Below are 25,650 nucleotides of genomic sequence, written 5' to 3' on the forward strand. Positions count from 1 at the left end.
CACCGTTTTGAATAGACACGATTTAATATCAACCCAAAAAGACAGAGTTATTGAGACCTAAATGAAGTATAGGAAAAGTCCTACGAACTTCTTTCATCAGGCTCAAAAAAAACGCTGCCGGGTTAGAACCGATTTCAAATCAAGCTGCGGATAATGGCCAAAAAAAAACCATCGCGAGGAAGGGCGCTGGTGACTCTTGTTGTAAGAATTCCCTTAAAGATGCTTTCCGTTATCCCGAAGTTACTCCGTGGTACTCGGGCTCCAAAACGCCTGGACCACCAACGTTGATGTGGAAATTCGCGCGACCAGTGCATCCAGCTCGTCGCCGTCCACGGAAGTGGCAACCAGCGTGCATTCAATCTCGACTTCGTCCTGGCCAAACGCATGCAGATCCAGATCCCGCGCCGGGTAATTGCTGCGCTCAAGCTCGGCTTCCAGCAAGGCAAGCACGGCCTTTTGCTGATGACGTCGCGCAATCACATAGACCATGTAAGTGACTTCGGACGAAATCACGTCCAACGGCTGGCGGTTGATGTTGTTCACGATCGGACGCAATAAGGTGTTGGCCGCGAGCACGAACAAGGTGCCCAGCAGCGCTTCGAGAATCAGGTCAGCCCCCGCACACGCGCCTACGGCAGCAGACGCCCAGAGCGTGGCGGCCGTGTTAAGCCCACGCACATTGCCTTCTTCCCGCATGATGACCCCGGCCCCTAAAAAGCCGATACCGGAAACCACATAGGCCACCACCCGCACGGCGCCTTCAGCCCCGCCCAGGCGGTTGGCCATGTCGACAAAAATGGCCGCGCCCACCGCCACCAGCACATTGGTGCGCAAGCCGGCGGTGCGTTGGCGGTATTGACGCTCGAAACCGATCAACCCGCCCAGGACGAACGCCGCGCTGAGGCTGACCAGGGTGTCGATCAGTGACGTGAGGTTGATGTTGTTGAGTGCTTGCATGGTTTCATCCCTGACTCAATCGCTGTGTGGCACCGCCGCCCGGCCAGGCGGCGATGGGTGAGCGCTGGCGTTACTGCCAGCCGAACTTGCGAATGTAGAACCCTTTCACCGCTTGGGTCAGCCCCATGTACGCCAGCAGGATCACGGGCAAGAACACGAAGTACAGCGGTGGCAGCGCCTCCAGTTTAAAGTAGCTGGCCAATGGCCCCATCGGCAGGAAAATCCCGATCGCCATGATCACCCCCGTCATGACCAGCAGCGGCATGGCGGCGCGGCTTTGCAGGAACGGAATCTTCGGCGTGCGGATCATGTGCACGATCAGGGTTTGAGTCAGCAGGCCAACCACAAACCAGCCCGACTGGAACAGCGTCTGATGCTCGGGCGTATTGGCCTGGAACACGTACCACATCAGGCAAAACGTCAGGATGTCGAAGATCGAGCTGATCGGTCCGAAGAACAACATGAAGCGTCCCACGTCGGCGGGCTGCCAGCGCTGGGGCTTTTTCAACATCTCGTCATCGACGTTGTCGAACGGAATCGCAATCTGCGACACATCGTAGAGCAGGTTTTGTACCAGCAGGTGCATCGGCAGCATCGGCAGGAACGGGATAAAGGCGCTCGCCACCAACACCGAGAACACATTGCCGAAGTTGGAGCTGGCCGTCATTTTGATGTACTTGAGCATGTTGGCGAAGGTGCGACGCCCTTCCAGCACGCCCTCCTCCAGCACCATCAGGCTCTTTTCCAGCAGGATGATGTCAGCCGCTTCCTTGGCAATGTCCACGGCGCTGTCGACCGAAATCCCGATGTCGGCGGTGCGCAATGCCGGGGCGTCATTGATCCCGTCGCCCATAAAACCGACCACATGGCCATTGGCTTTGAGCAAGCGCACGATGCGCTCCTTGTGGGTGGGCGTGAGCTTGGCAAACACATTGGTGGTTTCCACAGCCACCGCCAGTTCGGCATCGCTCATGCGCTCAATGTCATTGCCCAGCAACAAACCCTGCTGGTCCAGCCCCACTTCCCGGCAAATTTTCGCCGTCACCAACTCGTTGTCACCGGTCAGCACTTTAACCGCCACGCCGTGTTCAGCCAGTGCCTTGAGCGCGGGCGCCGTGCTCTCTTTGGGTGGATCCAGGAACGCCACGTAGCCGATCAGGGTCAGGCCTTGCTCATCCGCCAGGGTGTAGGTGTCGCGCCCGCGCGGCATGGAACGTGCGGCGACGCCCACCACCCGCAGGCCTTCTTCGTTGAACGCTGCCGTGACGCTGCGAATGCGGGCCAGCAGTTCATCGGTCAGTACTTCTTGCGCATCGCCGTGGCGAACGTACTGACACACGGAGAGGACTTCCTCGACAGCCCCTTTGCAAATCAGCACGTGCGGCCGGTCGTGCTCGGCCACCACCACCGACATGCGCCGCCGGTTAAAGTCGAAAGGAATTTCGTCGACCTTGCTGTAGGCCGTGCCCACGTTCAACTCGCGGTGCACCTCAACATGCTCCAGCACCGCGACGTCCAGCAGGTTCTTCAGGCCGGTCTGGTGATAGCTATTGAGGTAGGCCATTTCCAGCACGTCGTCGGACTCTTGCCCCCAGATGTCCACATGACGGGCGAGAAAGATTTTGTCCTGGGTCAGGGTCCCGGTTTTATCGGTGCACAGTACGTCCATCGCGCCAAAGTTCTGGATCGCATCCAACCGCTTGACGATGACCTTTTTGCGCGACAGAAACACCGCGCCCTTGGCCAGGGTCGAAGTCACGATCATGGGCAGCATTTCAGGCGTCAGGCCCACGGCCACCGAGAGTGCAAACAGCAGGGCTTCGGGCCAGTCGCCTTTGGTGAAACCGTTGATGAACAGCACCAGCGGCGCCATCACGAACATAAAACGGATCAGCAACCAGCTGACTTTATTGACACCGGTCTGGAACGACGTCGGGCCACGGTCGGTGGCCCCGACGCGCTGGGCCAATGCCCCAAAATACGTGGCGTTGCCCGTGGTCAGCACCACGGCGGTTGCCGCCCCGGACACCACGTTGGTGCCCATGTACACGATGTTTTCCAGCTCCAGCGGGTTGCGGGTATCGCGGTCTGCCTGGTGCGGGAATTTTTCCACGGGCATGGATTCGCCGGTCATGGCTGCCTGGCTGACGAACAGGTCCTTGGCACTGAGCACGCGGCAATCTGCCGGAATCATGTCCCCGGCCGACAACACGATCAGGTCACCCGGCACCAGTTGCTTGATCGGCAACTCGATGCGTTGCGCGCCCTTGATGTGCAACGACGCCCCATAAAATTTGCCAAACACCGGCGCCGCATCGGCACTGAAGTCACGGCGCATCACCGTGGCGGTGTTGCTGACCATGGCCTTGAGCGCATCCGCGGCCTTATTGGACTTGGCCTCTTGCCAGAAGCGCAACACCGTGGACAACACCACCATGGTGCCAATCACCACCGCGGCCTGGACGTCATCGGTGGCCAGCGACACGCCCGCCAGCAAGGTCAGCAACAAGTTGAAGGGGTTTTTATAGCAGTGCCACAGGTGAACCCAACGGCTGAGCGGTTGTTCGTGCTCGACCTCGTTAAGCCCGTGCTGTTGGCGCAAGGCCTGCGCTTCAGCTTCGCTCAGCCCGTCAGTGTGGGTGCCGAGCCGGTCGATCAGCTCGGCACTGTCACTGTGGGCCGCGGCTACCAGGGTTTGCGCCAGGGTGGGCGGCACCTCGCGGCTGACGGTGGTGTGGGTCACGCTGTCGAGCACGGCCAGACGCCGAAAATGCCGGGCGATGTGCCGGGTCCGCAGAAAACCTGCGAAAAATTCTTTAAGGGTGAGTTTCATCGTGCTACTCCTGCGCCGCCTGCGCTCACCCTCATCGGGGCTTACGCAGGCGGCCTTAATCTCGAACCGTCATTCATGGTGTGAGTACTCGCGAGCAGGTCAAATACCTGCGTTTAACGGGGCAATCGCCCACGGCCCGGCAAGGCAGGTCGATGATGGCGACGGCGGATTGGCATAAACGTGTTACCCATGGTGAGTCCTCTGACAGACAACGTCAGCGGGATTCCACGGCAGGTGCAGGCGAGCACAGGCGCTACGCCGCAAACGCGGGGCATGAGCCTGCTTCCTGAGGCAACCGGCCTGGCAGAAGGCGTTGGTCACACAGGTTTAAGTGTCGAAGAAAGGGCTTGTCGGATCAGGTCACAGGGGACCGGCTCCAGGCGCCATTTCTCGCTGTTCAGCAAGAAACGGCAGGGGAAGCTGCGCGTTAACTTGCCGAGTATGTGCCAGTCTTGAAGACCGGCCGACTACTGTCACTCGAACTGGTACCCACTGAGGGACTCCGCTATTGATGAAAACGCCGGCAGCTTACGCCCGACCTTTTGCAGAGTAAACCGTGAAAACACGTCCCGTTGAGGAATCAAACAGTTCTTCAGCACGGGTTCAGAAATGACCAGTCACTCACTCAAAAAACGTGAGCGACTGGAGGGAGGCAATGGCCAAGGCTGGGAACAGAGCGCTGCGACAGGGCCTTAAGTAGGGGCAGGTTCAGACGGCAGCGGCCAGCATTTGCTCAGCGCTGACGCCGCTCTTTGCACGATCTTTCTCGTAACCATACAAAGATGCTGAAATTTCCTCGGCACGAATCGGAAGAACCGACAACAAGGTATCGCTCAAACCATGGCTGGCCTGACAGAAACCTTGCATGTAGATCCCCGCTTTGCATCGCTCGTCGGTGACGATTCGATAATCGCGGTCCACTTCAAACTCGCCCAGGTACTCAGCCAGCGGGGCCAGCAGGTGACGGTGCATGTGCCGCTCATAGCCCGTGGCCAGAATCACTGCATCGTAAGCCTGCGTGCTGACCTCACCGTTGGCGGAGTTACGCAGCGCCAGGGTGATGCCCTGCTCGTCAGCCACGGCGCTTTCAATGCCGGTCAGGCTGCGGAACGCGTGACGGGCAATGCCCGAGACTTTCTGACGGTAGAAAATCCCGTAAATACGCTCGATCAGGTCGATGTCGACCACCGAGTAGTTGGTGCTCTGGTACTCGGTAATCAGGCGCTCGCGCTCGGCGGTGTTCTGCTGGTACACCAGATCGGTGAACTCCGGCGAAAACACTTCGTTGACGAACGGGCTGTCATCGGCCGGTTTGAGGGCCGAACCGCGCAGGATCAAATCCACCTGGGCCGACGGGAAACTGTCATTTAAATCAATGAAGGCTTCGGCGGCACTCTGGCCACCGCCAATGATTGCGATACGCATGGGCTGGCCGCTCACGCAAGGCTGCGAAGCCATCCGCGCCAGGTACTGCGAGTGGTGGAACACGCGGCTGTCATCTTTGAGTGCCTTGAACGCCTCTGGAATGCGCGGTGTACCGCCCGCGCTGACCACCACCGAACGCGTGGTGCGCACGTGCTGCTGGCCGTGGGCATCGCGGGAAATCACGCGCAGCGCTTCGACCTGTTGCTGATGCAACACCGGCTCGATGGCCAGCACTTCTTCGCCGTAGCGGCTTTGTGCTTCAAAGTGCGACGCCACCCAGCGCAGGTAGTCATTGAACTCCATGCGGCACGGATAAAAGGTGCCGAGGTTGATGAAATCCACCAGGCGCCCGTGGGCTTTGAGGTAATTGACGAAAGAATAAGGGCTGGTCGGGTTGCGCAATGTGACCAGATCCTTGAGGAAGGAAATCTGCAGCTCACTCTGGGTGACCAGCGTATTGCCGTGCCAGCGGTAGTCCGCCTGCTTGTCCAAAAACAGCACGTCCAACGGGCCTTGCACCTGCCCGCGTTCTTCCAGGGCGATGGCCAAGGCCAGATTGGAAGGCCCGAAACCGATGCCGATCAGATCATGAACGACGGCCGAAGCGATTGCCTGTGTCATTTCCAGTGTCCTCTGGATTGCCCCTCAACAGAGGGAAGAAAAAGCCCATGACCCGATTGCGCTGTTGCAGCGCAGCAGGTCGTCTGTTGAGTAGGAACGAGGCTACAGAAATAAAATTTAAGCGTGGTCCCACTGCCGAATCCGAACTCGGCAATGCTTCATGGCGTTCACGATGTGCTTCTCGACCACACTGCGGGACACACCGAGGCGTTCGGCAATTTCCAGGTGGGACAGCCCTTCGAGCTTGCGCAGCAAGAAACAGTCGCGGCACACCGCCGGCAACTCATTGAGCGCGCGCTGCACCATTTCCAGACGCTGACCCTGCGCCAGGGTGGCCTGCGGGGATGGGCTGTAAAAGCGTTCGTCGGCGTCCAGGGCCTCCAGTGGCTCGATCTGGCGCAGCGTGTTGCGTCGATGCCCGTCGATCACCAGGTTCAGGGCCGTGCGGTACAAAAAGGCCCGTGGCTGCTCAATCGGCTCATCGCTGGAACGCTCCAGTACGCGTACATAGGCGTCATGCACCACATCTTCGGCGGCCTGTGCATTGCCCAGTCTGGCGCTCAAAAAGCTGACCAGCTCGCGGTAGTAGTTTTCCAACGTAACTCCTGACCGCAGCGGGTGCGGCAACTTTCCATGAGCGCTGAAACAGGGCCGAATCAGATGGCGGCATGATGATGGCACTTTAGGGGACGTAATTTATAGTAATTCTCATATAGATTTAAAGTCCGGCCGTAGAAACAAACAGGAAATATTCAGTAACAGCCCAATCCGAACAGCCTTAAATTCATGGCTCACGCCTACGTCTACTCAACAGCTCCCCGTAACTGTCATCTCGCGACAGCGTTAGCTGTAGGGCATTTCAGCTCGATAACCTGACGACGGGCCGAATCCCATTGGCCGGAACCCTGCATGAAACGCCCCCGACAGACCCGCCGCGCGTTGCTGATCGTACTTTCTTCACTGCTGGTTGGTGCCCTGGTTGCCTGGCCTTTTCTGACACCCGGTCGCGAAGCGTATGACACGGTGCCCGTGACACGCGGCAACATCGAAAGCAGTGTGACGGCACTCGGCACGCTGCAACCGCGTCAGTACGTCGACGTCGGCGCCCAGGCGTCCGGGCAGATCCGCAAGATCCACGTCGACGTCGGCGCCGAGGTCACGCAAGGCCAGCCGCTGGTCGAGATCGATCCGTCGACGCAAACCGCAAAGCTCGACGCCAGCCGCTTCGCCATTGAAAACCTCAAGGCCCAGTTACAAGAACAACGCGCCCTGCACGATCTGGCGCAACAGAAATACCAGCGCCAGCAGCGCCTCGCCCAGGGCGGCGCCACCCGCGAAGAAGACATCCAAAGTGCCCGGGCTGAGGTGCGCACCACGCAGGCGCGCATCGACATGTTCCAGGCACAGATCCGTCAGGCCCGGGCCAGCTTGCGCAGCGACGAAGCCGAACTGGGCTATACGCGCATCTTCGCGCCCATGTCGGGTACGGTGGTGGCCATCGACGCCCGCGAAGGGCAAACCCTCAACGCCCAGCAGCAAACACCCCTGATCCTGCGGATCGCCAACCTGTCGCCCATGACGGTCTGGGCCGAGGTCTCGGAAGCCGACATCGGCCACGTCAAACCGGGCATGCAGGCGTATTTCACAACCTTGAGCGGCGGCAACCGGCGCTGGGCCAGCACCGTGCGGCAAATCCTGCCCGTGCCGCCCAAGCCCCTGAACGAGGCCAGTCAGGGCGGCGGCAGCCCCGCCAGCTCAGGCAAAAGCGGCAGCGCGCGGGTGGTGCTGTACACCGTGCTGCTCGATGTCGACAACACCGACCAGGCGTTGATGCCTGAAATGACGACCCAAGTGTTCTTCGTCGCCAATCAGGCGCGCGATGTCCTGCTGGCGCCGGTCGTGGCGCTGCAAGGCAGCACCGACAGCGATCGCCAGACCGCGCGGGTGGTGGCCAAAAACGGTGACATCGAAACCCGCCAGATCCGCACTGGCATCAGCGACCGCTTGCGCGTCGAAATCCTTGAAGGGCTCAACGAAGGCGATCACCTGCTGATCGGCCCCGCTCCCGGCAACGGAGGTTAAATGCCCACGCCCCTGATTGAACTGCATGACATCCGCAAGGTGTACGGCGGTGTCGACACCCCGCAGGTGCAGGTGCTCAAAGGCGTCAGCCTGTCGATCCATGCGGGTGAATTCGTGGCCATTGTCGGCGCCTCGGGTTCCGGCAAGTCGACGCTGATGAACATCCTCGGCTGCCTCGACCGCCCGACGTCCGGGCGCTACCTGTTTGCGGGCGAAGACGTGGCCAGCCTCGACACCGACGAGCTGGCGTGGCTGCGCCGCGAAGCCTTCGGCTTTGTGTTTCAGGGCTACCACCTGATTCCCTCTGCCTCGGCCCAGGAAAACGTCGAAATGCCCGCTATTTATGCCGGCATGCCTGCCGCCGAACGCCATGCCCGCGCCGCTGCCCTGCTGACGCGCCTGGGCCTGGCCGAACGCACCGGCAACCGCCCGCATCAACTGTCCGGCGGCCAGCAACAACGGGTGTCCATCGCCCGCGCCTTGATGAACGGCGGGCACATCATCCTCGCCGACGAACCCACCGGCGCCCTCGACAGCCACAGCGGCGCCGAGGTCATGACGTTGCTCGATGAACTGGCCAGCCAGGGCCATGTGGTGATCCTGATTACCCACGACCGCGATGTCGCGGCACGGGCCAACCGCATTATCGAAGTGCGCGATGGCGAGGTCATCAGCGACAGCGCCAATGGCGCGCCCCCCGTCTCTGACAACCCGAACGCCTTGCAAGCCATCGACCTGCGCCAACGCCTCAACCAGGGCAGCGAAGCGCGCGGGGCCTGGAAAGGCGAGCTGGTGGACGCCGTTCACGCAGCCTGGAGGGTGATGTGGATCAATCGCTTTCGCACCGCCCTGACCTTGCTCGGCATCGTGATTGGCGTGGCGTCGGTGGTGGTGATGCTGGCCGTGGGTGAAGGCAGCAAGCGTCAAGTGATGGCCGAAATGGGCGCGTTCGGCTCCAACATCATCTACCTCAGCGGCATGTCGCCCCGGCCTCGGGCACCGCTGGGAATTATCACGCTTAATGACGTGGCCGCGCTGTCCACGCTGCCGCAGGTGAAGATGATCATGCCGATCAACGGCGCCGAGATTGGCGTGCGCTATGGCAACGTCGATCACACGATGTACACCGGGGGCAACGGCATCGATTTCCCGGCCATCTTCAACTGGCCGGTGGTGCAAGGCAGTTTCTTCACCCAGGCCGACGAAGACGCGGCGGCCGCCGTGGCTGTGATCGGCAAGAAAGTGCGGGAAAAGGTACTCAAGGACGTGCCCGACCCGATCGGGCGCTACATTCTGCTGGAGAATGTACCGTTTCGCGTGGTGGGGATTCTGGCCGAAAAAGGCGCCAGCTCCGGGGACTCGGACAGCGACACGCGCATCGTGGTGCCCTATTCCGCCGCCAGTGTCCGCCTGTTTGGCACCCACAACCCGGAATACGTGGTGATCGCCGCGGCCGACGCGAGCAAGGTCAATCAGACCGAAAAAGCCATCGAGCACTTGATGCTCAGGCTGCACAACGGCCATCGCGATTTCGAAATCACCAACAACGCCGCGATGATTCAAGCCGAGGCCAAGACCCGCAACACCCTGTCCTTGATGCTCGGCTCGATTGCTGCCATCTCATTGCTGGTGGGCGGCATCGGGGTGATGAACATCATGCTGATGACGGTGCGTGAGCGCACCCGTGAAATCGGTATTCGCATGGCCACCGGGGCGCGCCAACGCGACATCCTGCGCCAATTCCTCACCGAAGCGCTGATGCTCTCGGTGGTGGGGGGCGCGGCTGGCATCGGACTGGCTTTCATCGTCGGCGCCGTGTTGTACCTGTGCGACGTGGCCGTGGCGTTCTCGTGGATGGCCGTCCTCGGCGCCTTTGGCTGCGCCCTGGTGACCGGCGTCATTTTCGGCTTTATGCCGGCCCGCAAAGCTGCCCGGCTCGACCCGGTCACGGCCCTGACCAGTGAATAAACAATTGATAAAGCCGTCCTTGAGCCTGTTGTCCGTGTGCCTGTTGCTGGGGGCTTGCAGCCAGAACGTTGCGCCTGACGCGACGGCCGTTGTCCCGCCGCCGAGCTGGCAGTTTGCCCAAGAGCGCGCCTCCCTGGCCGTCAACCAGCCATGGTGGCAACAGTTTGGCAGCCCTGAGCTGAATCGCCTGATTACCGAAGCCCAAGCGGGCAGTTATGACCTTGCGGCGGCCGTCGCCCGCGTGCAGCAAGCGCAAGCCGGCGCCGTGATTGCCGGTGCGCCGCTGCTGCCCGAGGTTAAGTTCGGTGGCAGCGGCAACCGGGAAAAACTCCTGCGCGGCAACGGCTACAGTCAGCTGGATGCCACCGATGACAACAAGGCCGTGGACTACTTTGATGCCAACCTGACCGCCAGCTATGAGGTGGATTTCTGGGGGGGCAAGGCTGCTGCCCGGGACAGTGCGGTACAGGCGCTGCGGGCCAGCGAGTTTGATCGCGCAACCGTGGAGCTGACCTTGCTCAGCAGCGTCGCCAACCGTTACGTGCAGACCCTGGCCTTTGTTGAGCAACTGCGTATCGCCCGCCTCAACCTCGCCAACGCTCAACGGGTGCTCAAGGTGGTGCAAACGCGCCATGACGCGGGCTCGGCCACGGCGTTGGAACTCGCCCAGCAAACCAGCCTGGTGGCCAGCCAGCAACGGCACGTGCCGCTCGTGGAACAGCAAGCCCGAGAGGCGCGCATCAGCCTGGCCGTTTTGCTGGGTAAGCCCGTGCAACAGCTGCAACTAGGGGCGACGCCTTTCGCGCGCCTGCACTGGCCAAGCATTGGCAGCGGCGTACCCAGCCAATTGCTGAGCCGCCGCCCGGACATCGCCAGCGCCGAAGCCAAACTGGCGGCGGCACACGCCGACATCACCGTCGCACGGGCCGCCATGCTGCCCAGCCTGACCCTGGGCGCCAGCCTCGGCTCGGGCGCCGACCGCTTGAGCGACGTGCTGCGCAGCCCGTTCTACAACCTGACGGCAGGGCTGGCGGCGCCCATCTTCAACAATGGCCGCCTGAGCGCCGAACGTGACAAAGCCATCGCCCGCCAGCAGGAACTGCTGCACACCTACCGCGCCAGCATCATCAGCGCCTTTGCCGACGTCGAAAAAGCCCTGAACAGCGCTAACGGGCTGGACCGCCAGCGCCAGTGGCAAGACGAAGAACTCAAGCAGGCGCAACAGGCGTTCGCCATTGCCCAACACCGTTATGCCGCCGGAGCAGAGGTGTTACTGACGGTGCTGGACACCCAACGCACGCTGTACCAGACGCAAGACCAGCACGTGCAACTACGCCTGGCGCGCCTGCAAGCCAGCATCGCGTTGTATAAAGCACTGGGCGGGGGATGGCACGCGCGGTAGCGGCCAAGGCCACCTCCAGTGCGGCGCTGCTGTGCCCATAACGCCGTAAACGTCACCCTATATATCTACCCCTTCAACGCCCCCGCCCCGCCTTAGTATGTCGACATGCCGTTTTCAACAGCTGCATGGAAAAGTCATCACCCCGACTTAAGAACAACGAAGCAGAACGCGCTGTTGCTGGATCGACTCGTCTCAATGGTGATAGTTCGACGAGCATAGGACTCACGCACCGTTTAATTCGCTTCCTTATCTACTTGCACATTACGTTGCAGTCAGGAGTCACGTTTGAACACACATATGGGCGATAACATGCTAAACCTGCATGCAGGTAATCAGCCCCAGGACACGTTCCCCTGCCAGAGTTGGCAACTGGTTCTTCCGGTAGAAGGCACCGGTATTAACAGCGGCGTTTCAGCCGTCGAATACCAAGGCAAGTTATATGCCTTCTATAACAAAGGTCGCGGCCCGCAAGACGGCATGATCGGCTATGCAATCCTGTCGAAAAATTCAAGTGACCGACTTGTGTTAGAGGGTATCCATGAATTACCCAATGAGTCGGATAATCAATATCGTCCTTCAGGCGGTTTTCGCCCTGCGGTGACGGTCTATCAAAACAGGCTGTTCTGTTTTTACAGAGATGCGAGCGGCGGCATCAGCTTCAATGTGGGCTCGGGTACTTTTTGGGAGAGCACGCAATCCGTGCCACAGGTCTTGACCAGCGACGCGCCCTCAGTGGCAGCGCTGGGCGATCAACTGTTTGTGGTACTGCGGGGTACAGAGGGCGGCGACTTTTATCACAAGGTGCTGGATCCATCGGGCTGGCAACCGAATCAGCGCGATCCCCAGATAAAATTCAACGGCAGCCCTTCTCTCAGCATCGCGGGCGGCCTGCCAACCGTTGCCCTTAAAGGGCTCGATGAGCGCCTGTACCTGTTCAAGTTTCAAGATAATGGCTGGCTCCCCGTCTTGACCTCTTCGCAACACGATATTTTTGGGCCTCCTGCATTTATTCAGTGGGACAGGTTTATGGTTGACGCGTCACTTAAACGCTCCAACAACCACTACACCACTGAACTCATTCGATCCCCCCTTGAAGTAAACGACTACTACCAGACAGCGGGGGTTTATACCTCCCCGCCGTGCCTGGCAAAGTACCACAACGAGTTGTATTTGATTGGCAGGCGGCCTTGCAATGACTTGGGCATTTCGATCTTCAACCCTGAGTGCATTAAATAACAATAACTTATCAACCTTAAAGGTGCGCCCTTGAGTACTGAACACGACCACTCCGCCCTTCGACCCACACGTCAAGTCCTGTCTCAAGATCCGCAGGAGAGTATGCCCTGCGAAACATGGGACTTTCATTTATTGATTGAAGGCACCGGCATGTCCACCGGCGCCTCAGCGGTTGAATTCAAAGGCAAGTTATATATTTTTTACGCCCTGCAAAAAGCACCGGGAGTGTTTACGCTGGGTTATACCGTGCTGTTCAAAAACTCAGCCAATCAAATGATTATCCAGCACATCTCTGAATTGCCGACCACACGGACCCGCCAGCTTCGACCTTCCGTCACCGTGTATGCAGATCACTTGTATTGTTTTTATACCGCACCTGATAAATCCATACGGTTTATCACGTTCTCCGGCACTCAGTGGTCGCCCGTCGAAACCGTCCCCCAGGTGTTAACGTCTGATGCCCCATCGGCAGTGGGCAATGGTGTAAATCTGTATCTCGCCTTACGCGGGGAAGACAGCCGCGCACTTTATTACAAAGTGCTGGGGCCTTCCGGCTGGCAACCCCATGTGCGCGAAGACCATAAAAGCGTCGTTGAAAGCCCTTCACTGTGTATCCATAGAGAAATGCCCTTCGTTTCTACCCGAAGCGCCGCCGGGCAACTGGTGACCTTTCAACTGATCGATGAGCAATACCCGATACATGTGTCCAACCAACCAGATACCTATGGCGCCTCCGCGCTGCATACCCAAGGGGAATACTTTTATTGCGCCACGCGAAAACGGTCGGGCAACCAATACACCGTTGAAATGTTCCGCCCCTATCTCGATGTGGATATCTACTCGCAAACGGCAGGACGCTTCGTGTCTGCGCCCTGCCTGACCAGCTACCTGGGCGATATGTACCTGATCGGGCAACGGCCTTGCCAGGACCTGGCCCTCCTGAAACTCAACCCGGTTTGTATAACAAAATGAACGGGGACCCTGGCCGTTGAATTCATGACGCTCACCCGTCACGGTCCCCCATCGGATACGCCCGCCTTCAGGGTCACTCGCGGGGCGGGGCCTTGGTCACCAGATGCCGCGCATACCAGGGGCGGCGCGGAATTTTTCGGAACAAGTTGTCCAGGGCCTTTTCATCCCCAAAGGTAATGCGTAACGCCAGCTTCATGGTTTCAGGGTCCATTTCCACGGTTTTGCCCGACGCCAGCCCCGGCGTGGTGCTGCACCCGTGGGTGATGGGCCCCAACCACGGGTCGTCGACTTCGACCCACCGGCCCGGCGCGAACCACGGCACGCCATTGACCTCCCTACGCGTCAGTTCGCCTGGGTGAAAGCGTTCGTGGGCGCGAAACCAGTCTTCAAGGCGATCATCGATCCAGCCGTGAAAGCACCAGAACACGGGATTGACGTGGGACGAAAACGGATCGCCCAGAAAGTCGTTTTCAGGCACGTACCAGCGCGCCGAAAAATCCGCAGGGTCACGCGCCCAGGGCACCGGAGCGCCGTTGGAGGGATCGCGCGGCACTGACGCCCAGCGCATGTGCAGCCAGTCATGCAGCCCCAGCTCAACCTCGGAACCGAACTGCCCGAGGGTCAATGTCGACAGATAACGCGGGTCACGGTAGCGCGACTCCCACACCTCAAAATTACTGTGAAAGGTCTCAGGCTGTTTGATATCACTCAGCCACTGGGTGTAGAACTCATCGCCCTCCGCCAGCCAGGTCGGTGGCAAGGCGCTGCCGTCGTGGTTGTCAAAGTAACGGGCGAACCCCGCGCGGTCGCGCGCAAGCTCCGGCTGGGGCATCGGGAACGCGGACCACGAGGGCAAATGCTGCATCGAGCGCGCTGTGCGCAACATGTGCCGGTGCATAAAAAAGAAATCCACCCCCGAGCCATTGCGGTCTTTGCGTGGCCCACGGGCGTCGCGTTCCTTGTCGCGCTGACCGGGCTGCCAGCCGATGCCGCGCAAGGCATTGCGCTTGGTCTCGGACAGGTCGTGCCAGGTGTCGCGTGAGGCATGCCAAAGCTGGTGAAACAAGCGGTGTTCCGGGGACACCAGCCACGCCAGCAAGGTCGGGTTTAGCCCGATACGCTCGCGGGCTTCTGGAAAAGTGCGTTTAAGCGCGACAACGTGGTTGTCCTGCTCGAGCAATGCCAGCGGGCGATCCAGACGCTGCACCCGGCCACTCAACGTGCCGCTGCCCGCGTTGCCATACATGCCCCACACTTCATCAAGGCTGAAACTCAACTCGTAATCGGGCACGCCATGAGGCGCATCGCTGCGCGTCAGGCGCCAGTGCAGGTGTTTGGCGTCGGGTTCAACCAGGTCGCCCAGAATGCGGTAGCGCGGGGTTTGCTGGCTGTGCAACACCTGCGCCGTGTCCAGATAGCCGCGTACCCCACGCCCACGCGGCGCGATGTCCAGCCACATTTCGAGGTCATCGGACGGCAAGCCGTCCAGCCCGGCATCGCGGCCGTTGAAGCGGATCGTCCACAGGCCACGCAGTTGATCAGCCAGTTGCTGCCCGGCGGTGTCCGCGAGGTCGACCGTTGCCTCGCCGGGGGTGACCGGCTCGTCCACCCGGGTCAACTCGCGATGGCCATAGAACGCTGCTGGCGCCGCTGCGCCGGTGATCGCTAAACCCGCGATAAACCCTCGTCGAGAAATCGTCATTGCCCTACCTGTCCCAGCCTGAATGCAGGCGTTATCCAAGCTAGAACGTGCGTGCACCGACGAAATTTAGGCCGTGGCCCCGTATCCGGCAGCCGGAACTCCTATGCGTGAGCGCACTCAGTGATTCATGACCTGAACTCACGAGTGCTTTGTCTCAGGACGGGTTTTTCAGACCCGCTAGGACAGGGATACTCAGCCTCATTCTTACAACCTCCAAGGAGTTATCCATGACAGTTCCAGCCTTCGGCCTCGGTACTTTTCGACTTAAAGGCCAAGTGGTCATCGACTCGGTCAAAAACGCCCTTGAATTGGGTTACCGCGCAGTGGACACCGCGCAGATTTACGAAAACGAAGCGGATGTGGGCCAAGCCATCGCCGACAGTGGTGTGGCGCGTGATTCGCTGTACATCACCAGCAAGATTTGGGTCGACAACTTCAGCCAGGACAGACTGATCCCGAGCCTGAAAGAAAGCCTGAAGAAACTGCGCATCGACCATTTGGACCTGGCCCTGATTCACTGGCCGTCCCCTCAGGGCGCCGTTCCGGTTGCCGAGTTCATGGGCGCACTGCTGGAAGCCAAAAAACAGGGGCTGACCAAAGAAATCGGCGTGTCCAACTTCACCATCGCGCTGATGAAAGAGGCGATTGACGCCGTCGGTGCCGAGCACATTGCGACCAACCAGATCGAACTGCACCCGTACTTGCAGAACCGCAAAGTGGCCGAATTCGCCAAGAGCCAGGGCATTCACATCACGTCCTACATGACCCTGGCGTATGGCGAAGTGCTGAAAGACCCGGTGATCCAACGTATCGCTCAGCAGCACAACGCCACCCCGGCGCAGGTCACGCTGGCGTGGGCCATGCAACTGGGCTATTCGGTGATCCCGTCTTCCACCCAACGCACCAACCTTGAGAGCAACCTCAAGGCGTGTGCATTGAAACTGACTGAAGACGATATGCAGCAGATTGCAGCGCTGGACCGCGGCCACCGCCTGACCAACCCAAAAAGCGTGGCCCCGGCCTGGGACTGATGTCGTCGGGGGCCTTAGGGCGGCAACTACAGAGGCTGGCCGAAGCGTTGTAACTGCATTTCCTGCAATCGGCTTAAGGTGCGGCGGAACGCAAACGCCAGGTAGCCCTGGGTGTACAACTGATCCATAGGCACCTGCGCCTCGATCCAGACCGGCACTTTGCGGTCATAGCATTCATCGATCAGCGCAATGAAACGCCGCACGCTGTCGTCAAATCTGGACAGCTGCGGCAGCTCCCGATCCCCTGCCTCAACTTTCACCGCCCCATCCTCAGTGCCGCGTGCAATCTTGCCTTCACGTTGCTCGGCACTCAGGCAGGGGACATCGCTGAGCAACAGGACCTTGAAACGATCGCACAGGTACATGAAATCCGTGGCGGCCAGCGGCTGCTCGCACAGTTCATGAAAGCTGCACCACAGCACGCTGTCACTGGCGCCCCGGATGTTGAGCGAACGGTGCCCGACCACCCTCGGCTGATGGCTGCGGGTCTGCCCCTGTGTGAGGCGCTCGAATAAAGGCCCCATGACGCTGGATGGCCCCGCGGGTGTCACCCAATAACGCTGTTCGGCGATGCCCGGATGCAGGCGATGATCCTGCGCACCGTCGACCGAAATCACGTCCATGTGCTTGAGAATCGCAGTAATTGCAGGCGCAAAGCGATCACGGTTGAAACCGTGGCCATACAACTGCTCGGGCGGCTGGTTGGAGGTGCACACCAACACCACGCCTTCATCGAACATCACCTGAAACAGACGGCCGAGGATGATCGCGTCGCCGATGTCATTGACGAACAGTTCATCAAAACACAGCACCCGCACTTCGTGAGCCAGCCCTTGCGCCAAGGCCTTGAGCGGATCAGCGGTCCCGATCAACTGAAACAGACGCTGATGCACCCACTGCATGAAGTGATGAAAATGCTGGCGTCGGGCTGGCACGTGCAGGCTCTGGTAGAACTGATCCATCAACCAGGTTTTGCCACGCCCAACCGGGCCCCACAAATACACCCCTTTGACTGATTTCACGCCCTGGTTCAGTTGCTCATGACAACGCTGCAAGGCTTGCACCGCGCGCCATTGTGCGGGGTCGTGAACAAAGCCGTGTTGTGCGACGGCCTGCTCCCAGGCACTGAGGGGGGAATCCACATTCATACGATGGCTGGCTCCAGAATCTGACGCGGCAGTATGCCAGCAAGGCCTTGATGACGCGCCCTTGAAAAGGTGATCAACGTCACCACATTGTTACCCATGCGGTAACACAGCCTTTTGCCATCAGGGCTTTTTCAGAAGATTAAACGGCGTAAACTTAGCGACATGTAATACACAACTTATGAACTGTCTTACCGGTACTTCGTACGGGCTTATTGAATAATCAACGGGCGCCGTAACTTCTTTCCGCCCGCCTGGCAAATGAAGTCAGTCAGTGTTACCCCTTGATTACTTTAGAGGCCACTTTAATGAAACAGTTAATTGCTTTATTGATGGCTGGCATGGCAACAGTTGCCATGGCCAGTGAAACAACCCACCCTTCGCAACCGGCGGTCGAACACTATTCCTACGGGTCGAAGCTGGACATTGCCAAAGTCATTCATTTGTCGACCATCCCGAAAGTGTGTGAAGTGGTACCGGCACAGATGACCTACGAAGACCATCAGGGTCAACGTCATACCGTTGAGTACCAAGTGATGGGCGACGGCTGCAGCACCCACTAAAACCGTGCGCTGTACCTCCGGTTGCCCGCACGGATGCGACCCCAGGCCCCCTCTTTGCAGGGGGCTTTTTTATTGCGGGTTAAAAACACCGTATTGTTACCGATCCGACAATACTTCTTGGCGATCTTTTGACTTTAATCACTGTTTTGATTCGGTACTCTATGTACATCCCTAGCCGAAACATTGAAACAGGGCACGGTACTTCGTGTTACGTCATTGAGTGCTAATGACGTAACAACTTCTCCCGCCGGCACGGCAATTGAAGTCAGTGACACGTGATTGTTTTAAGGTCTTGAAGAAATGAAACGTTTGATCGTACTTGCTTTGATGGGTATTTCGACACTGGCCGCTGCAGATGAAGTTCACGTTGCACAGGCCCAACCGGTGGTTGAACACTACACCTACGCCACCGATCTCGACGTTGCCAAAGTGATCAGCGTGACCCCCACTGCCGATGTGTGCGAAGTGGTCCCGGCGCAAATGATCTACGAAGACCATCAGGGTCAGCGTCACATCCTTGAGTACCGCATCATGGGTAACGGCTGTTCGAACGGCTAAGCCCGGCACACCACAACCCTTTGCAAAACAAGCCTGCGTTCAACGGAGGCTTTTTGTGCGTAAAAAGCACGCTCGGCAGGGTCCGGCCCTTAAGTACAGGGCCGGACGTTCAAGGCGATTCAGACGCCGAGGATCAGTCTTTTTTCTCGGAAAGCACTTTGCCGGTGTGATCAAACGTCGTTTCAACCTCGACTTCCACACCGTCGATTTTTTTCACGCCTTCCGCTTTCCAGATACCCGTCGCCGGGTTTTCCAGTTCGATTTTCTTAATGATGGTGTAGCCATTTTTGTTCTTGAGGACTTCAACGGCTTCTTTAGAGAACGCCCAGTTCGCATCCGGCGTTGCCGCCATCGCAGCGCCAGCGCTCAACAGAACAGCAGCAGTGATTGCAGCAGTAAGGGTTTTTTTCAACATTGTCTTAACTCCATTAATTGATGTTGCGTCTGTTACCTAGCTTGCCGCAGTAAACGTAGCAGAGAAAAAACCAGCCATGAGACTCAAATGACATGCTTTTGACATGACTCAGGTTCTCGTTCGCTCTGGCACAGGGGTAGAATGCCCAAAACCAGGAAGAGCCAATGAGCGAAACACGCCTCACCGAAGCCCAATACGATGCCATCACCGAGGCTGCTGCTCAGTGGTGCATGCGCCTGCATGAGCCCGATTGTACGGATCAGGAGCGTGAGGCGTTTACGGTGTGGCTGAACGCCGACCCCCTGCACGCGTTTGAATATCAAGCGATGCAAGACATCTGGGAAATCAGCGAACACCTGCCCAAGCCCGAGCCTGTTACCCCGCAAGTGATTGCACGGCCTCAACGCTCCCGCCAGCCAGCCTGGCGAAAGCTGGCCATCGCTGCGGCCATCACCTTGCTGGCAGTTCCGGTCGCGGCTTACAGCGGTTGGGAGTTGGGTTGGGTGCCCAATGCCTACGAGCGGGTACAGGCGCACGCCCACCTGCAGACCGTGATCCTGCCGGACGGCAGCGAAGTCGAGCTCAACCTAGGCACTGAACTCACCTACGCCAACTACAAAGACCAGCGCCGGGTCACCCTGAGCAAAGGTGAAGCTTTCTTTAAGGTGAGTCACGATGTCACGCACCCGTTTGTGGTGCAGGCGGCGGAAGGCCGTGTGCGCGTCACCGGTACCCAGTTCAACGTCTGGATGTATCAAGATCAGGTCAAAGTGACATTGCTGGAAGGCTCGGTGCTGGTGACCAGCAATAAAAAGCTGAGCGGTGACGGGCTGCGCCTGGAGCCTGGCATGCAGGCACGCTACAAGGCGGGCGACTATGCCCCGCAAATCAGCCAGACCTACGCCAACTCGCCGGATCTGGCGTGGCGCAACGGCAAGTTGGTGCTGGACAACCTGACCCTGGCCGAAGCGCTGCCCCTGATCAACCGCTACCTGAGTACGCCGCTGGAACTGGCAGACAGTGCCACCGGCGCCCTGCGCGTGGGTGGCGTGTTCAACACCACAGAAATCAACAGCCTCGTGACTTCCCTTCCCAAAGTGTTACCGGTCTACCTGACCCTGAGTCAGGATGGTAAACCGGTGCTCAACGCCCTGCCTCGGGGTTAACGGCGCTGCCGGATCTCAACCCGCTGGTAGTTCGGATCGGCGTTGATCTGCGCCTCGGTAAACGGCAAGGTTTGCCACTGTTTTTTCGAGAACGCCCGGGTCTGATCCGACGCGTGCCGGGACGCCGGGTCGCTTGAGAGCGAAAACGCCAGCATGCCTTGGGCCTGTGGGCCGTGTTCGTCAAACGTGACGGTTTGCACATAACTGGTGCCGCTGACGACCGCTTGCTTACCACCCTCGCCCGGCACGCTCTGCATGGCGTTGTAAACGCCGAGTACCGCCGGGCCACCGTGAATTGGCGTGCGCTGGCCACCCACGCTGACACCTTGAATCTCGCCCCACGTCACGTCCGTGCTCAACCCTGCTTGCGCCACCTGCGCGGCCGAGGCCGCGAGCGCCTCGTGCACCGCCTGGCGCACCGCCGGCTGCTCGATATTCAACCCGCGCGGCGTGTGCTGCGGGTCCGCCGGACTGAACGGCACCCGCCACACGTCAGGCACCTCGAACAACTGCGCCATGAGGTTCTGGAAATGCACCAGTCCGATACCGCTGTCCAGATTCGCTTGCTGATCCCACGCCTTGAGGCTCGCGCACACGGCAACCAGCGGCGCCTGCTGTTCTGCTTGGCAGACGTGAAGCAGATCGGGCATCACCTGCCCGGCCAGGTACACCCGGTTGTCCATCACCATCCCTTGCAGGTCCAAGACTCCGAGCGTTCCGGGCTGACTCAGGCGCTGCAAGGCAAAGCGCGCACGTGGCCCCAAGGGCTGACCGTCCTGACTGATCAACGGCGAATAGCCGCGCAGAGGCGCCTGCGGGTTAGCCATCCAGGCTGAGTCGTTGGAATGCTGCACGTAATCCGTGCGCCGCAATTGCGGCAATTGGCGGGCCGGGTAAATCCCGGCCTGGGCCGCATGGGGGTCGACGGTCCATGCACACGTGCTGCGACTGCCATCGAGCAGGATCATCTCCAGCCCTGCCGCAGGATCGCTGCACGCCGCCAGTTTGGCCTGATCGACATACGGCACCACCGACAAGTTCATGTAGAGCGTCTGGCCCTGGTCATCCACCGCCAGCGTGTTGACCCACGGGATGCCTTGAAGGCGATTGACCGACGCTTGCAGGGCGTCGAGGCTGTGCGCCTGATTGATCGCGTACCACTGCTGCAACACGCGATCGTTATCAAGATTGGCGTCCCGCAGGCTGAACGCCACGTGATCGTCCCAGTCCAGCTTGCCCGGCCACTGCACGACCGGCCCGAATGCCGAACTGTAAATAACCCGTGATTGTGGCTTGACGCTGCCATCGGCCTGCTTGACCTCAACGCTGACGGTTTGCTCATGCAGCGGCAACGACTGGCCATCCAGCAGGTAACGCTTGGGGTCCTGCGGATCGAGGGCCAGCCGGTACAAGGTGAAGTGTTTAGAGGTGTCGACCGTATGGGTCCAGGCCATGTGTTGGTTGAAGCCGATATTGATCAATGGCAGGCCGGGCAAGGCAGCGCCCATTACATCGAGTTTGCCGGGGATGGTCAGGTGCATTTCATAAAAGCGCATGCCGCCGACCCATGGAAAATGCGGGTTGGCCAGCAACATCACGCGGCCGGTATTTGAGCGTTCGCGGCCGATGGCCACGGCATTGCTGCCCCGGTCCAGGGCAAACCGCTGCATGCGCTCGGCAGCCAACGCGAAGGGCTGCGGGCGACTGGCCAGCCGGGCGCTGGCCTGAGGTGGCGTAGCCCCCACCAGTGCTTCGGCAAACTGCCCCACCCCGCCTTCCACCAACAGACGGCGGGTCAGCTTGACCAGATCCTGTGGCGTGAGCGGGCGCACCGAGGGGTTGTCGCACGCTGCCGGCAAATGGTTGCGCTCGCTGAGCTGGCGGTTGTAACCGGCGACGTAGCCTTCAATCAGCGCCTGGACCTGCGGGGTTTGCGCCTGCCAGAACGCGTCCACGGCGTGCGGCGTGTTCAACCATTTGAAAAACACATCGCTGGACAAGTTGTCACGCTGCTCCAGGGTCTGCCCCTCAGGGCCAAAGAATTTCGAGCGCTCGCCATTTACCGTGGTGACTTCATTGGCCAGCAAACACAGGTTGTCTTGCGCGTAGGCATACCCGATGCCGTAACCCAGGCCGCGCTCATCGGCGGCCTTGATGTGCGGCACGCCGAACGTGGTGCGCCGGATTTCGGCACTCACGTGCGTTGAGGGTGTCTGAGCCTGGGCTGAAACACTTAGCCCCAGACACAGTCCTGCAAGACACGCTTTGCTTAATGGCCTGGAAATAATCACGCGGACTCCTGCTTTGTCTTAGAAATGCCCGGCGGCGCGCGCGATCACACGCGACTGCCCGGCCGATGCCTGCCCCACGTGGGGTTTCGTCGCGACTGCAATGAAACGGGGACAGACCTAAAGACGAAGCCGGTGAAAAAAAATTAATCCGCCGCTGCAACCTCGTCTGCACGGGGGCTTTGACGCGCCTGCACTGGCGTGACGACAAAATTTCTACAACCCACTGTTCATGATTTTGGCTGCTCATTCGTCTAGTTACTAAAGAGCACTTTTTTGTTTTCCTGATCAGGCTCTGAAAAGGAGTTTTTTGCATGCACAACTCGCAACTGCGAACGGACGGTCATCAACAACGCAAGTCAGCTTTTCAACCCGACAACGGGTTGCTGGAGGCCCAGGTGCAACTGCACGGCAATGAACGTATTCGACACTTACTGAAATTTTTCGGGCTGCGCACCAGCCTGGTGCGGCTCAAGGTGATCGACGCGCTGTTGACGGCCGCCGGCAATGATCGTCGGCTGGGGGTGCGCGGTATGCACAGCCACTTGCAAGCGCTGGATATTCCGCTGTCTTTTCTGAGTGTGCGCGAGGTGCTCAAGCGCCTGTGCAGCGAGGGGGTGGTGGTGCTTAACAGTGACAAGAGCTACAGCCTGCATCCACAGGCTGAAGCGGTGCTGACGGGTCAGATCGAGGCTTAAAGCTTGGTCTTGCGGCGCATGACGCCATTGATGACCACGACCACCACGGCCACGCCGATGGCGATGTACTGGAACATCTTCTCGGTGATCATGCCGGCGTTTTGCATATACGAAAGACCAAACATGATCCCCAGCACAACCAGAGAGATCAGAATCGAGTATTTCAAGCGCTGCGAAGGAGTCATTACCTGTTCCTGAAAGTAAGGCGGAAAACACAGGCCGGAATTTAACAAATATGTCCGGCTCATGGAGATGAATTGAAACAATCCTGGTCTCATCTTACAGCCGGAGAAGCGTTTTCGCTTGAGCCGGCTTTCACCTTGAGGATTGATCCATGTTCCGTCGTACTGCACGCCCGCTTGCACTCTTGCTCATGTTGACCCTGAGCGGGTGCGTCTTTTATCCAGACCATGGAAGGCGTCACGATCATCGGCACGACTCGCGATACGATCAGCGCTATGACCAGCAGCGCTATGACCACCGTTACGACGATGGCCGGCCGGGTTATTACCGCCGCTGAACCGCATTCCGGTTAACGCCTGAAACCACTGGTGGGCCTGGCGCACAGGTCCACCAACCAGTCGACAAACACCCGCACCCGTGGCGACAGTTGCCGATGCGGCGGGTACAACGCCGTCAGCGCCATCCTCGGCGGTGGGCAATCCGTCAAGACGGCCTGCAAGCGCCCTTCGCGCACCAGCTGTGTCACGTGGTAGTGCGGCGCTTGCACCAACCCATAGCCCGCCACACACGCCGCCAAATACCCTTCTGCACTGTTGACCGATACCTGCTTGGGCAAATTGATCAACTGCACGTCCTCGCCATGCTGAAATTCGAGCCCGTAGCGCTTGCCTGACGCACTGGAGAAATACTCCACCATCTGATGCCCACTCAACTGCGCGAGGGTCAGCGGCACCCCATGGGTCAGCAGATAGGCAGGGCTTGCGCAAGTCACCTGGTCCATCTGCACCAGTGGCCGGGCCACCAGCGAGTCGTCCAGGGTCAGCCCCCCGCGAATCACGCAGTCCACCCCTTCGCGAATCAAATCCACCGGGCGGTCATTCAGGCCGATTTCCAGGTCGATTTGCGGGTAGCGCCCGGTGAATTCCGGCAATGCCGGGAACACCACCAACCGCCCGACCGCCGCGGGCATCTCGACCCGCAACGTGCCTTTGGGTTGACTGGTGCAGAACAGCCCTTCCGCTTCTTCCAGGTCAGCCAGCAGGCTGACGCAACGCTGGTAATAGGCCGCGCCATCGAGGGTCGGGCTGACCTGACGGGTGGTGCGGTGCAGCAATTGCACGCCCAGGTGGGCTTCAAGTTGTTTGATCAGCACCGTCACTGACGCACGGGGCATGTGCAGGCTGTCAGCCGCCTTGGCAAAACCACCCAGCTCGACGATGCGGGTAAACACCCGCATCGCATTGAATCGGTCCATATCCGCTCCCGTCCCGGCCTGGATTATTCGGATTATCCGAACAGTGATAGCGTTTTTACCCAGTTTATCTTGCATGTGTCGAGGTTAAGAATAGGCCACCCACTCAGGAGGACTTCACATGCACACCCGCCCACTCGGAAAAAACGGCCCGCAAGTCAGCGCCATTGGCCTTGGCTGCATGGGCATGACTGACTTTTACACCACCGGCAGCGATACCCGCGAAGCCGTGGCCACCTTGCACCGCGCGCTGGAGTTGGGGGTCAATTTTCTCGACACCGCCGACATGTACGGCCCACACACCAACGAAACCCTGATCGGCCAAGCCCTTCGTGGCAAACGTGACCAAGTGTTTCTGGCCAGCAAGTTCGGCATCGTGCGCGACCCGGCCAACCCCAAGGGGCGGGCAGTGAACGGCCGCCCGGAGTACGTTCGTCAGTCCATCGACGGCAGCCTGAAACGCTTGGGCGTCGACACCCTCGACCTGTATTACCAACACCGCATGGACCCCGAGGTGCCGATTGAAGAGACCGTCGGCGCCATGGCCGAACTGGTCAAGGCGGGCAAAGTCCGCTACCTGGGCCTCAGCGAAGCGTCGGTGGCCACGCTCGAACGTGCGCATCACGTGCACCCCATCAGCGCCCTGCAAAGTGAATACTCGCTGTGGAGTCGCGATCAGGAAGACAACGGCTGCCTTGCGGCTTGCCAGCGTCTGGGCATTGCCTTTGTGCCCTACAGCCCCTTGGGGCGCGGTTTTCTGACCGGCGCACTGAAAAGCCCCGAGGACTTCGCGGCGGACGACTATCGCCGCTCCAATCCGCGGTTTCAGGCCGATAACTTTGCGAAAAACCTGCAACTGGTGGATCAGGTTAAGCAACTCGCGGCCGACAAAGGCGTCACGGCCGGGCAACTGGCACTGGCCTGGGTAGTGGCGCAAGGGGATCACCTGATCCCGATTCCGGGGACCAAGCAACGTCATTACCTGGAAGAAAACATCGCGGCGCTAGACATCAGTTTGAGCGCCAACGAGTTGGACGCCCTGCAAACCATCTTCCCTCCAGACGCCGTGGCCGGTTTGCGCTATGCCGAAGAAAACATGAAGCAGCTTAATCGGTGATTGCAGATCACCGCCTCACGCTGCCGGGCAGCGTGA

The 25,650-nt window shown here is 59.5% G+C and carries 22 protein-coding genes; 12 read left to right on the top strand and 10 right to left on the bottom strand.

Annotated features, from left to right (window positions below; all coding sequences use genetic code 11):
• Nucleotides 1-240 precede the first annotated feature (240 nt).
• From V6F78_RS12405 to V6F78_RS12420, 4 genes are all read right to left on the bottom strand, one after another.
• Nucleotides 241-957: an MgtC/SapB family protein gene (locus tag V6F78_RS12405; RefSeq protein ID WP_047294109.1), complete on the bottom strand. Its 717-nt coding sequence runs from the start codon at nucleotides 955-957 to the stop codon at nucleotides 241-243.
• A 70-nt stretch (nucleotides 958-1,027) separates the two neighbouring features.
• The gene (mgtA, locus tag V6F78_RS12410) at nucleotides 1,028-3,790 is read right to left on the bottom strand and encodes a magnesium-translocating P-type ATPase (RefSeq protein WP_047294111.1); all 2,763 of its coding nucleotides are present in this window, start codon (nucleotides 3,788-3,790) and stop codon (nucleotides 1,028-1,030) included.
• Nucleotides 3,791-4,498: 708 nt separating this feature from the next.
• Nucleotides 4,499-5,836 carry a lysine N(6)-hydroxylase/L-ornithine N(5)-oxygenase family protein gene (locus V6F78_RS12415; RefSeq protein ID WP_047294113.1) on the bottom strand — a complete coding sequence of 446 codons (1,338 nt, stop codon included), beginning with the start codon at nucleotides 5,834-5,836 and terminating at the stop codon, nucleotides 4,499-4,501.
• A 117-nt stretch (nucleotides 5,837-5,953) separates the two neighbouring features.
• The gene (locus tag V6F78_RS12420; protein ID WP_047294115.1) at nucleotides 5,954-6,433 is read right to left on the bottom strand and encodes a sigma-70 family RNA polymerase sigma factor; all 480 of its coding nucleotides are present in this window, start codon (nucleotides 6,431-6,433) and stop codon (nucleotides 5,954-5,956) included.
• A gap of 312 nt (nucleotides 6,434-6,745) precedes the next feature.
• Between V6F78_RS12420 and V6F78_RS12425 the strand changes: the two genes are divergently transcribed.
• The 5 genes from V6F78_RS12425 to V6F78_RS12445 all read left to right on the top strand — a co-directional run bounded on the left by V6F78_RS12425 (nucleotide 6,746) and on the right by V6F78_RS12445 (nucleotide 13,496).
• Entirely contained in the window at nucleotides 6,746-7,918 is a 1,173-nt protein-coding gene (locus V6F78_RS12425; protein ID WP_047276498.1) for an efflux RND transporter periplasmic adaptor subunit, read from the top strand.
• On the top strand, nucleotides 7,919-9,886 hold the full coding sequence (locus V6F78_RS12430; RefSeq protein WP_047294119.1) for a MacB family efflux pump subunit: 1,968 nt from the start codon (nucleotides 7,919-7,921) through the stop codon (nucleotides 9,884-9,886). It begins immediately after the preceding gene.
• A 7-nt stretch (nucleotides 9,887-9,893) separates the two neighbouring features.
• Complete coding sequence (locus tag V6F78_RS12435; RefSeq protein ID WP_332727658.1) at nucleotides 9,894-11,288, top strand: efflux transporter outer membrane subunit; 1,395 nt, start codon at nucleotides 9,894-9,896, stop codon at nucleotides 11,286-11,288.
• Nucleotides 11,289-11,573: 285 nt separating this feature from the next.
• On the top strand, nucleotides 11,574-12,524 hold the full coding sequence (locus V6F78_RS12440) for a hypothetical protein (protein WP_169839843.1): 951 nt from the start codon (nucleotides 11,574-11,576) through the stop codon (nucleotides 12,522-12,524).
• A gap of 30 nt (nucleotides 12,525-12,554) precedes the next feature.
• On the top strand, nucleotides 12,555-13,496 hold the full coding sequence (locus tag V6F78_RS12445) for a hypothetical protein (protein WP_139048400.1): 942 nt from the start codon (nucleotides 12,555-12,557) through the stop codon (nucleotides 13,494-13,496).
• A gap of 73 nt (nucleotides 13,497-13,569) precedes the next feature.
• Here V6F78_RS12445 and pvdP read toward each other — a convergent pair whose 3' ends face one another.
• Nucleotides 13,570-15,198, bottom strand: a complete 1,629-nt coding sequence (gene pvdP, locus V6F78_RS12450; protein WP_047294125.1) for a pyoverdine maturation tyrosinase PvdP — start codon at nucleotides 15,196-15,198, stop codon at nucleotides 13,570-13,572.
• A gap of 227 nt (nucleotides 15,199-15,425) precedes the next feature.
• On the opposite strand from pvdP, the gene dkgB reads away from it, so the two are divergent.
• A complete protein-coding gene (dkgB, locus tag V6F78_RS12455; protein ID WP_095007888.1) occupies nucleotides 15,426-16,229 on the top strand; it encodes a 2,5-didehydrogluconate reductase DkgB in 804 nt (267 codons plus the stop codon).
• Nucleotides 16,230-16,255: 26 nt separating this feature from the next.
• On the opposite strand, the gene zapE is transcribed toward dkgB, so the two are convergent.
• The gene (gene zapE, locus V6F78_RS12460) at nucleotides 16,256-17,377 is read right to left on the bottom strand and encodes a cell division protein ZapE (protein WP_332727387.1); all 1,122 of its coding nucleotides are present in this window, start codon (nucleotides 17,375-17,377) and stop codon (nucleotides 16,256-16,258) included.
• Nucleotides 17,378-17,682: 305 nt separating this feature from the next.
• Between zapE and V6F78_RS12465 the strand changes: the two genes are divergently transcribed.
• Nucleotides 17,683-17,937: a DUF2790 domain-containing protein gene (locus V6F78_RS12465; protein WP_047276512.1), complete on the top strand. Its 255-nt coding sequence runs from the start codon at nucleotides 17,683-17,685 to the stop codon at nucleotides 17,935-17,937.
• 300 nt (nucleotides 17,938-18,237) lie between these two features.
• Nucleotides 18,238-18,495, top strand: a complete 258-nt coding sequence (locus tag V6F78_RS12470; protein WP_047294131.1) for a DUF2790 domain-containing protein — start codon at nucleotides 18,238-18,240, stop codon at nucleotides 18,493-18,495.
• Between the two features lie 133 nt (nucleotides 18,496-18,628).
• Here V6F78_RS12470 and V6F78_RS12475 read toward each other — a convergent pair whose 3' ends face one another.
• Entirely contained in the window at nucleotides 18,629-18,910 is a 282-nt protein-coding gene (locus tag V6F78_RS12475; protein ID WP_047294133.1) for a PepSY domain-containing protein, read from the bottom strand.
• A gap of 164 nt (nucleotides 18,911-19,074) precedes the next feature.
• On the opposite strand from V6F78_RS12475, the gene V6F78_RS12480 reads away from it, so the two are divergent.
• On the top strand, nucleotides 19,075-20,076 hold the full coding sequence (locus tag V6F78_RS12480; RefSeq protein ID WP_169839848.1) for a FecR family protein: 1,002 nt from the start codon (nucleotides 19,075-19,077) through the stop codon (nucleotides 20,074-20,076).
• On the opposite strand, the gene pvdQ is transcribed toward V6F78_RS12480, so the two are convergent.
• The gene (gene pvdQ, locus V6F78_RS12485) at nucleotides 20,073-22,367 is read right to left on the bottom strand and encodes a bifunctional acylase PvdQ (protein WP_332727390.1); all 2,295 of its coding nucleotides are present in this window, start codon (nucleotides 22,365-22,367) and stop codon (nucleotides 20,073-20,075) included. The two genes, V6F78_RS12480 and pvdQ, sit on opposite strands and share 4 nt — an antisense overlap.
• Nucleotides 22,368-22,678: 311 nt before the next feature.
• On the opposite strand from pvdQ, the gene V6F78_RS12490 reads away from it, so the two are divergent.
• On the top strand, nucleotides 22,679-23,062 hold the full coding sequence (locus V6F78_RS12490) for a fe2+ zn2+ uptake regulation protein (RefSeq protein ID WP_332727391.1): 384 nt from the start codon (nucleotides 22,679-22,681) through the stop codon (nucleotides 23,060-23,062).
• Here V6F78_RS12490 and V6F78_RS12495 read toward each other — a convergent pair.
• Nucleotides 23,059-23,247, bottom strand: a complete 189-nt coding sequence (locus tag V6F78_RS12495) for a hypothetical protein (RefSeq protein WP_047276524.1) — start codon at nucleotides 23,245-23,247, stop codon at nucleotides 23,059-23,061. The genes V6F78_RS12490 and V6F78_RS12495 overlap by 4 nt on opposite strands.
• A 149-nt stretch (nucleotides 23,248-23,396) precedes the next feature.
• Here V6F78_RS12495 and V6F78_RS12500 point away from each other — a divergent pair, with 149 nt between their 5' ends.
• Complete coding sequence (locus V6F78_RS12500; RefSeq protein ID WP_097191499.1) at nucleotides 23,397-23,582, top strand: hypothetical protein; 186 nt, start codon at nucleotides 23,397-23,399, stop codon at nucleotides 23,580-23,582.
• Nucleotides 23,583-23,594: 12 nt separating this feature from the next.
• On the opposite strand, the gene V6F78_RS12505 is transcribed toward V6F78_RS12500, so the two are convergent.
• Complete coding sequence (locus V6F78_RS12505; protein WP_047294141.1) at nucleotides 23,595-24,500, bottom strand: LysR family transcriptional regulator; 906 nt, start codon at nucleotides 24,498-24,500, stop codon at nucleotides 23,595-23,597.
• Between the two features lie 118 nt (nucleotides 24,501-24,618).
• Between V6F78_RS12505 and V6F78_RS12510 the strand changes: the two genes are divergently transcribed.
• On the top strand, nucleotides 24,619-25,614 hold the full coding sequence (locus tag V6F78_RS12510; protein WP_047294143.1) for an aldo/keto reductase: 996 nt from the start codon (nucleotides 24,619-24,621) through the stop codon (nucleotides 25,612-25,614).
• The last annotated feature ends 36 nt before the right edge of the window (nucleotides 25,615-25,650 follow it).

This window comes from Pseudomonas sp. ESBL9, from assembly GCF_036668715.1.
GTDB lineage: Bacteria > Pseudomonadota > Gammaproteobacteria > Pseudomonadales > Pseudomonadaceae > Aquipseudomonas > Aquipseudomonas lundensis.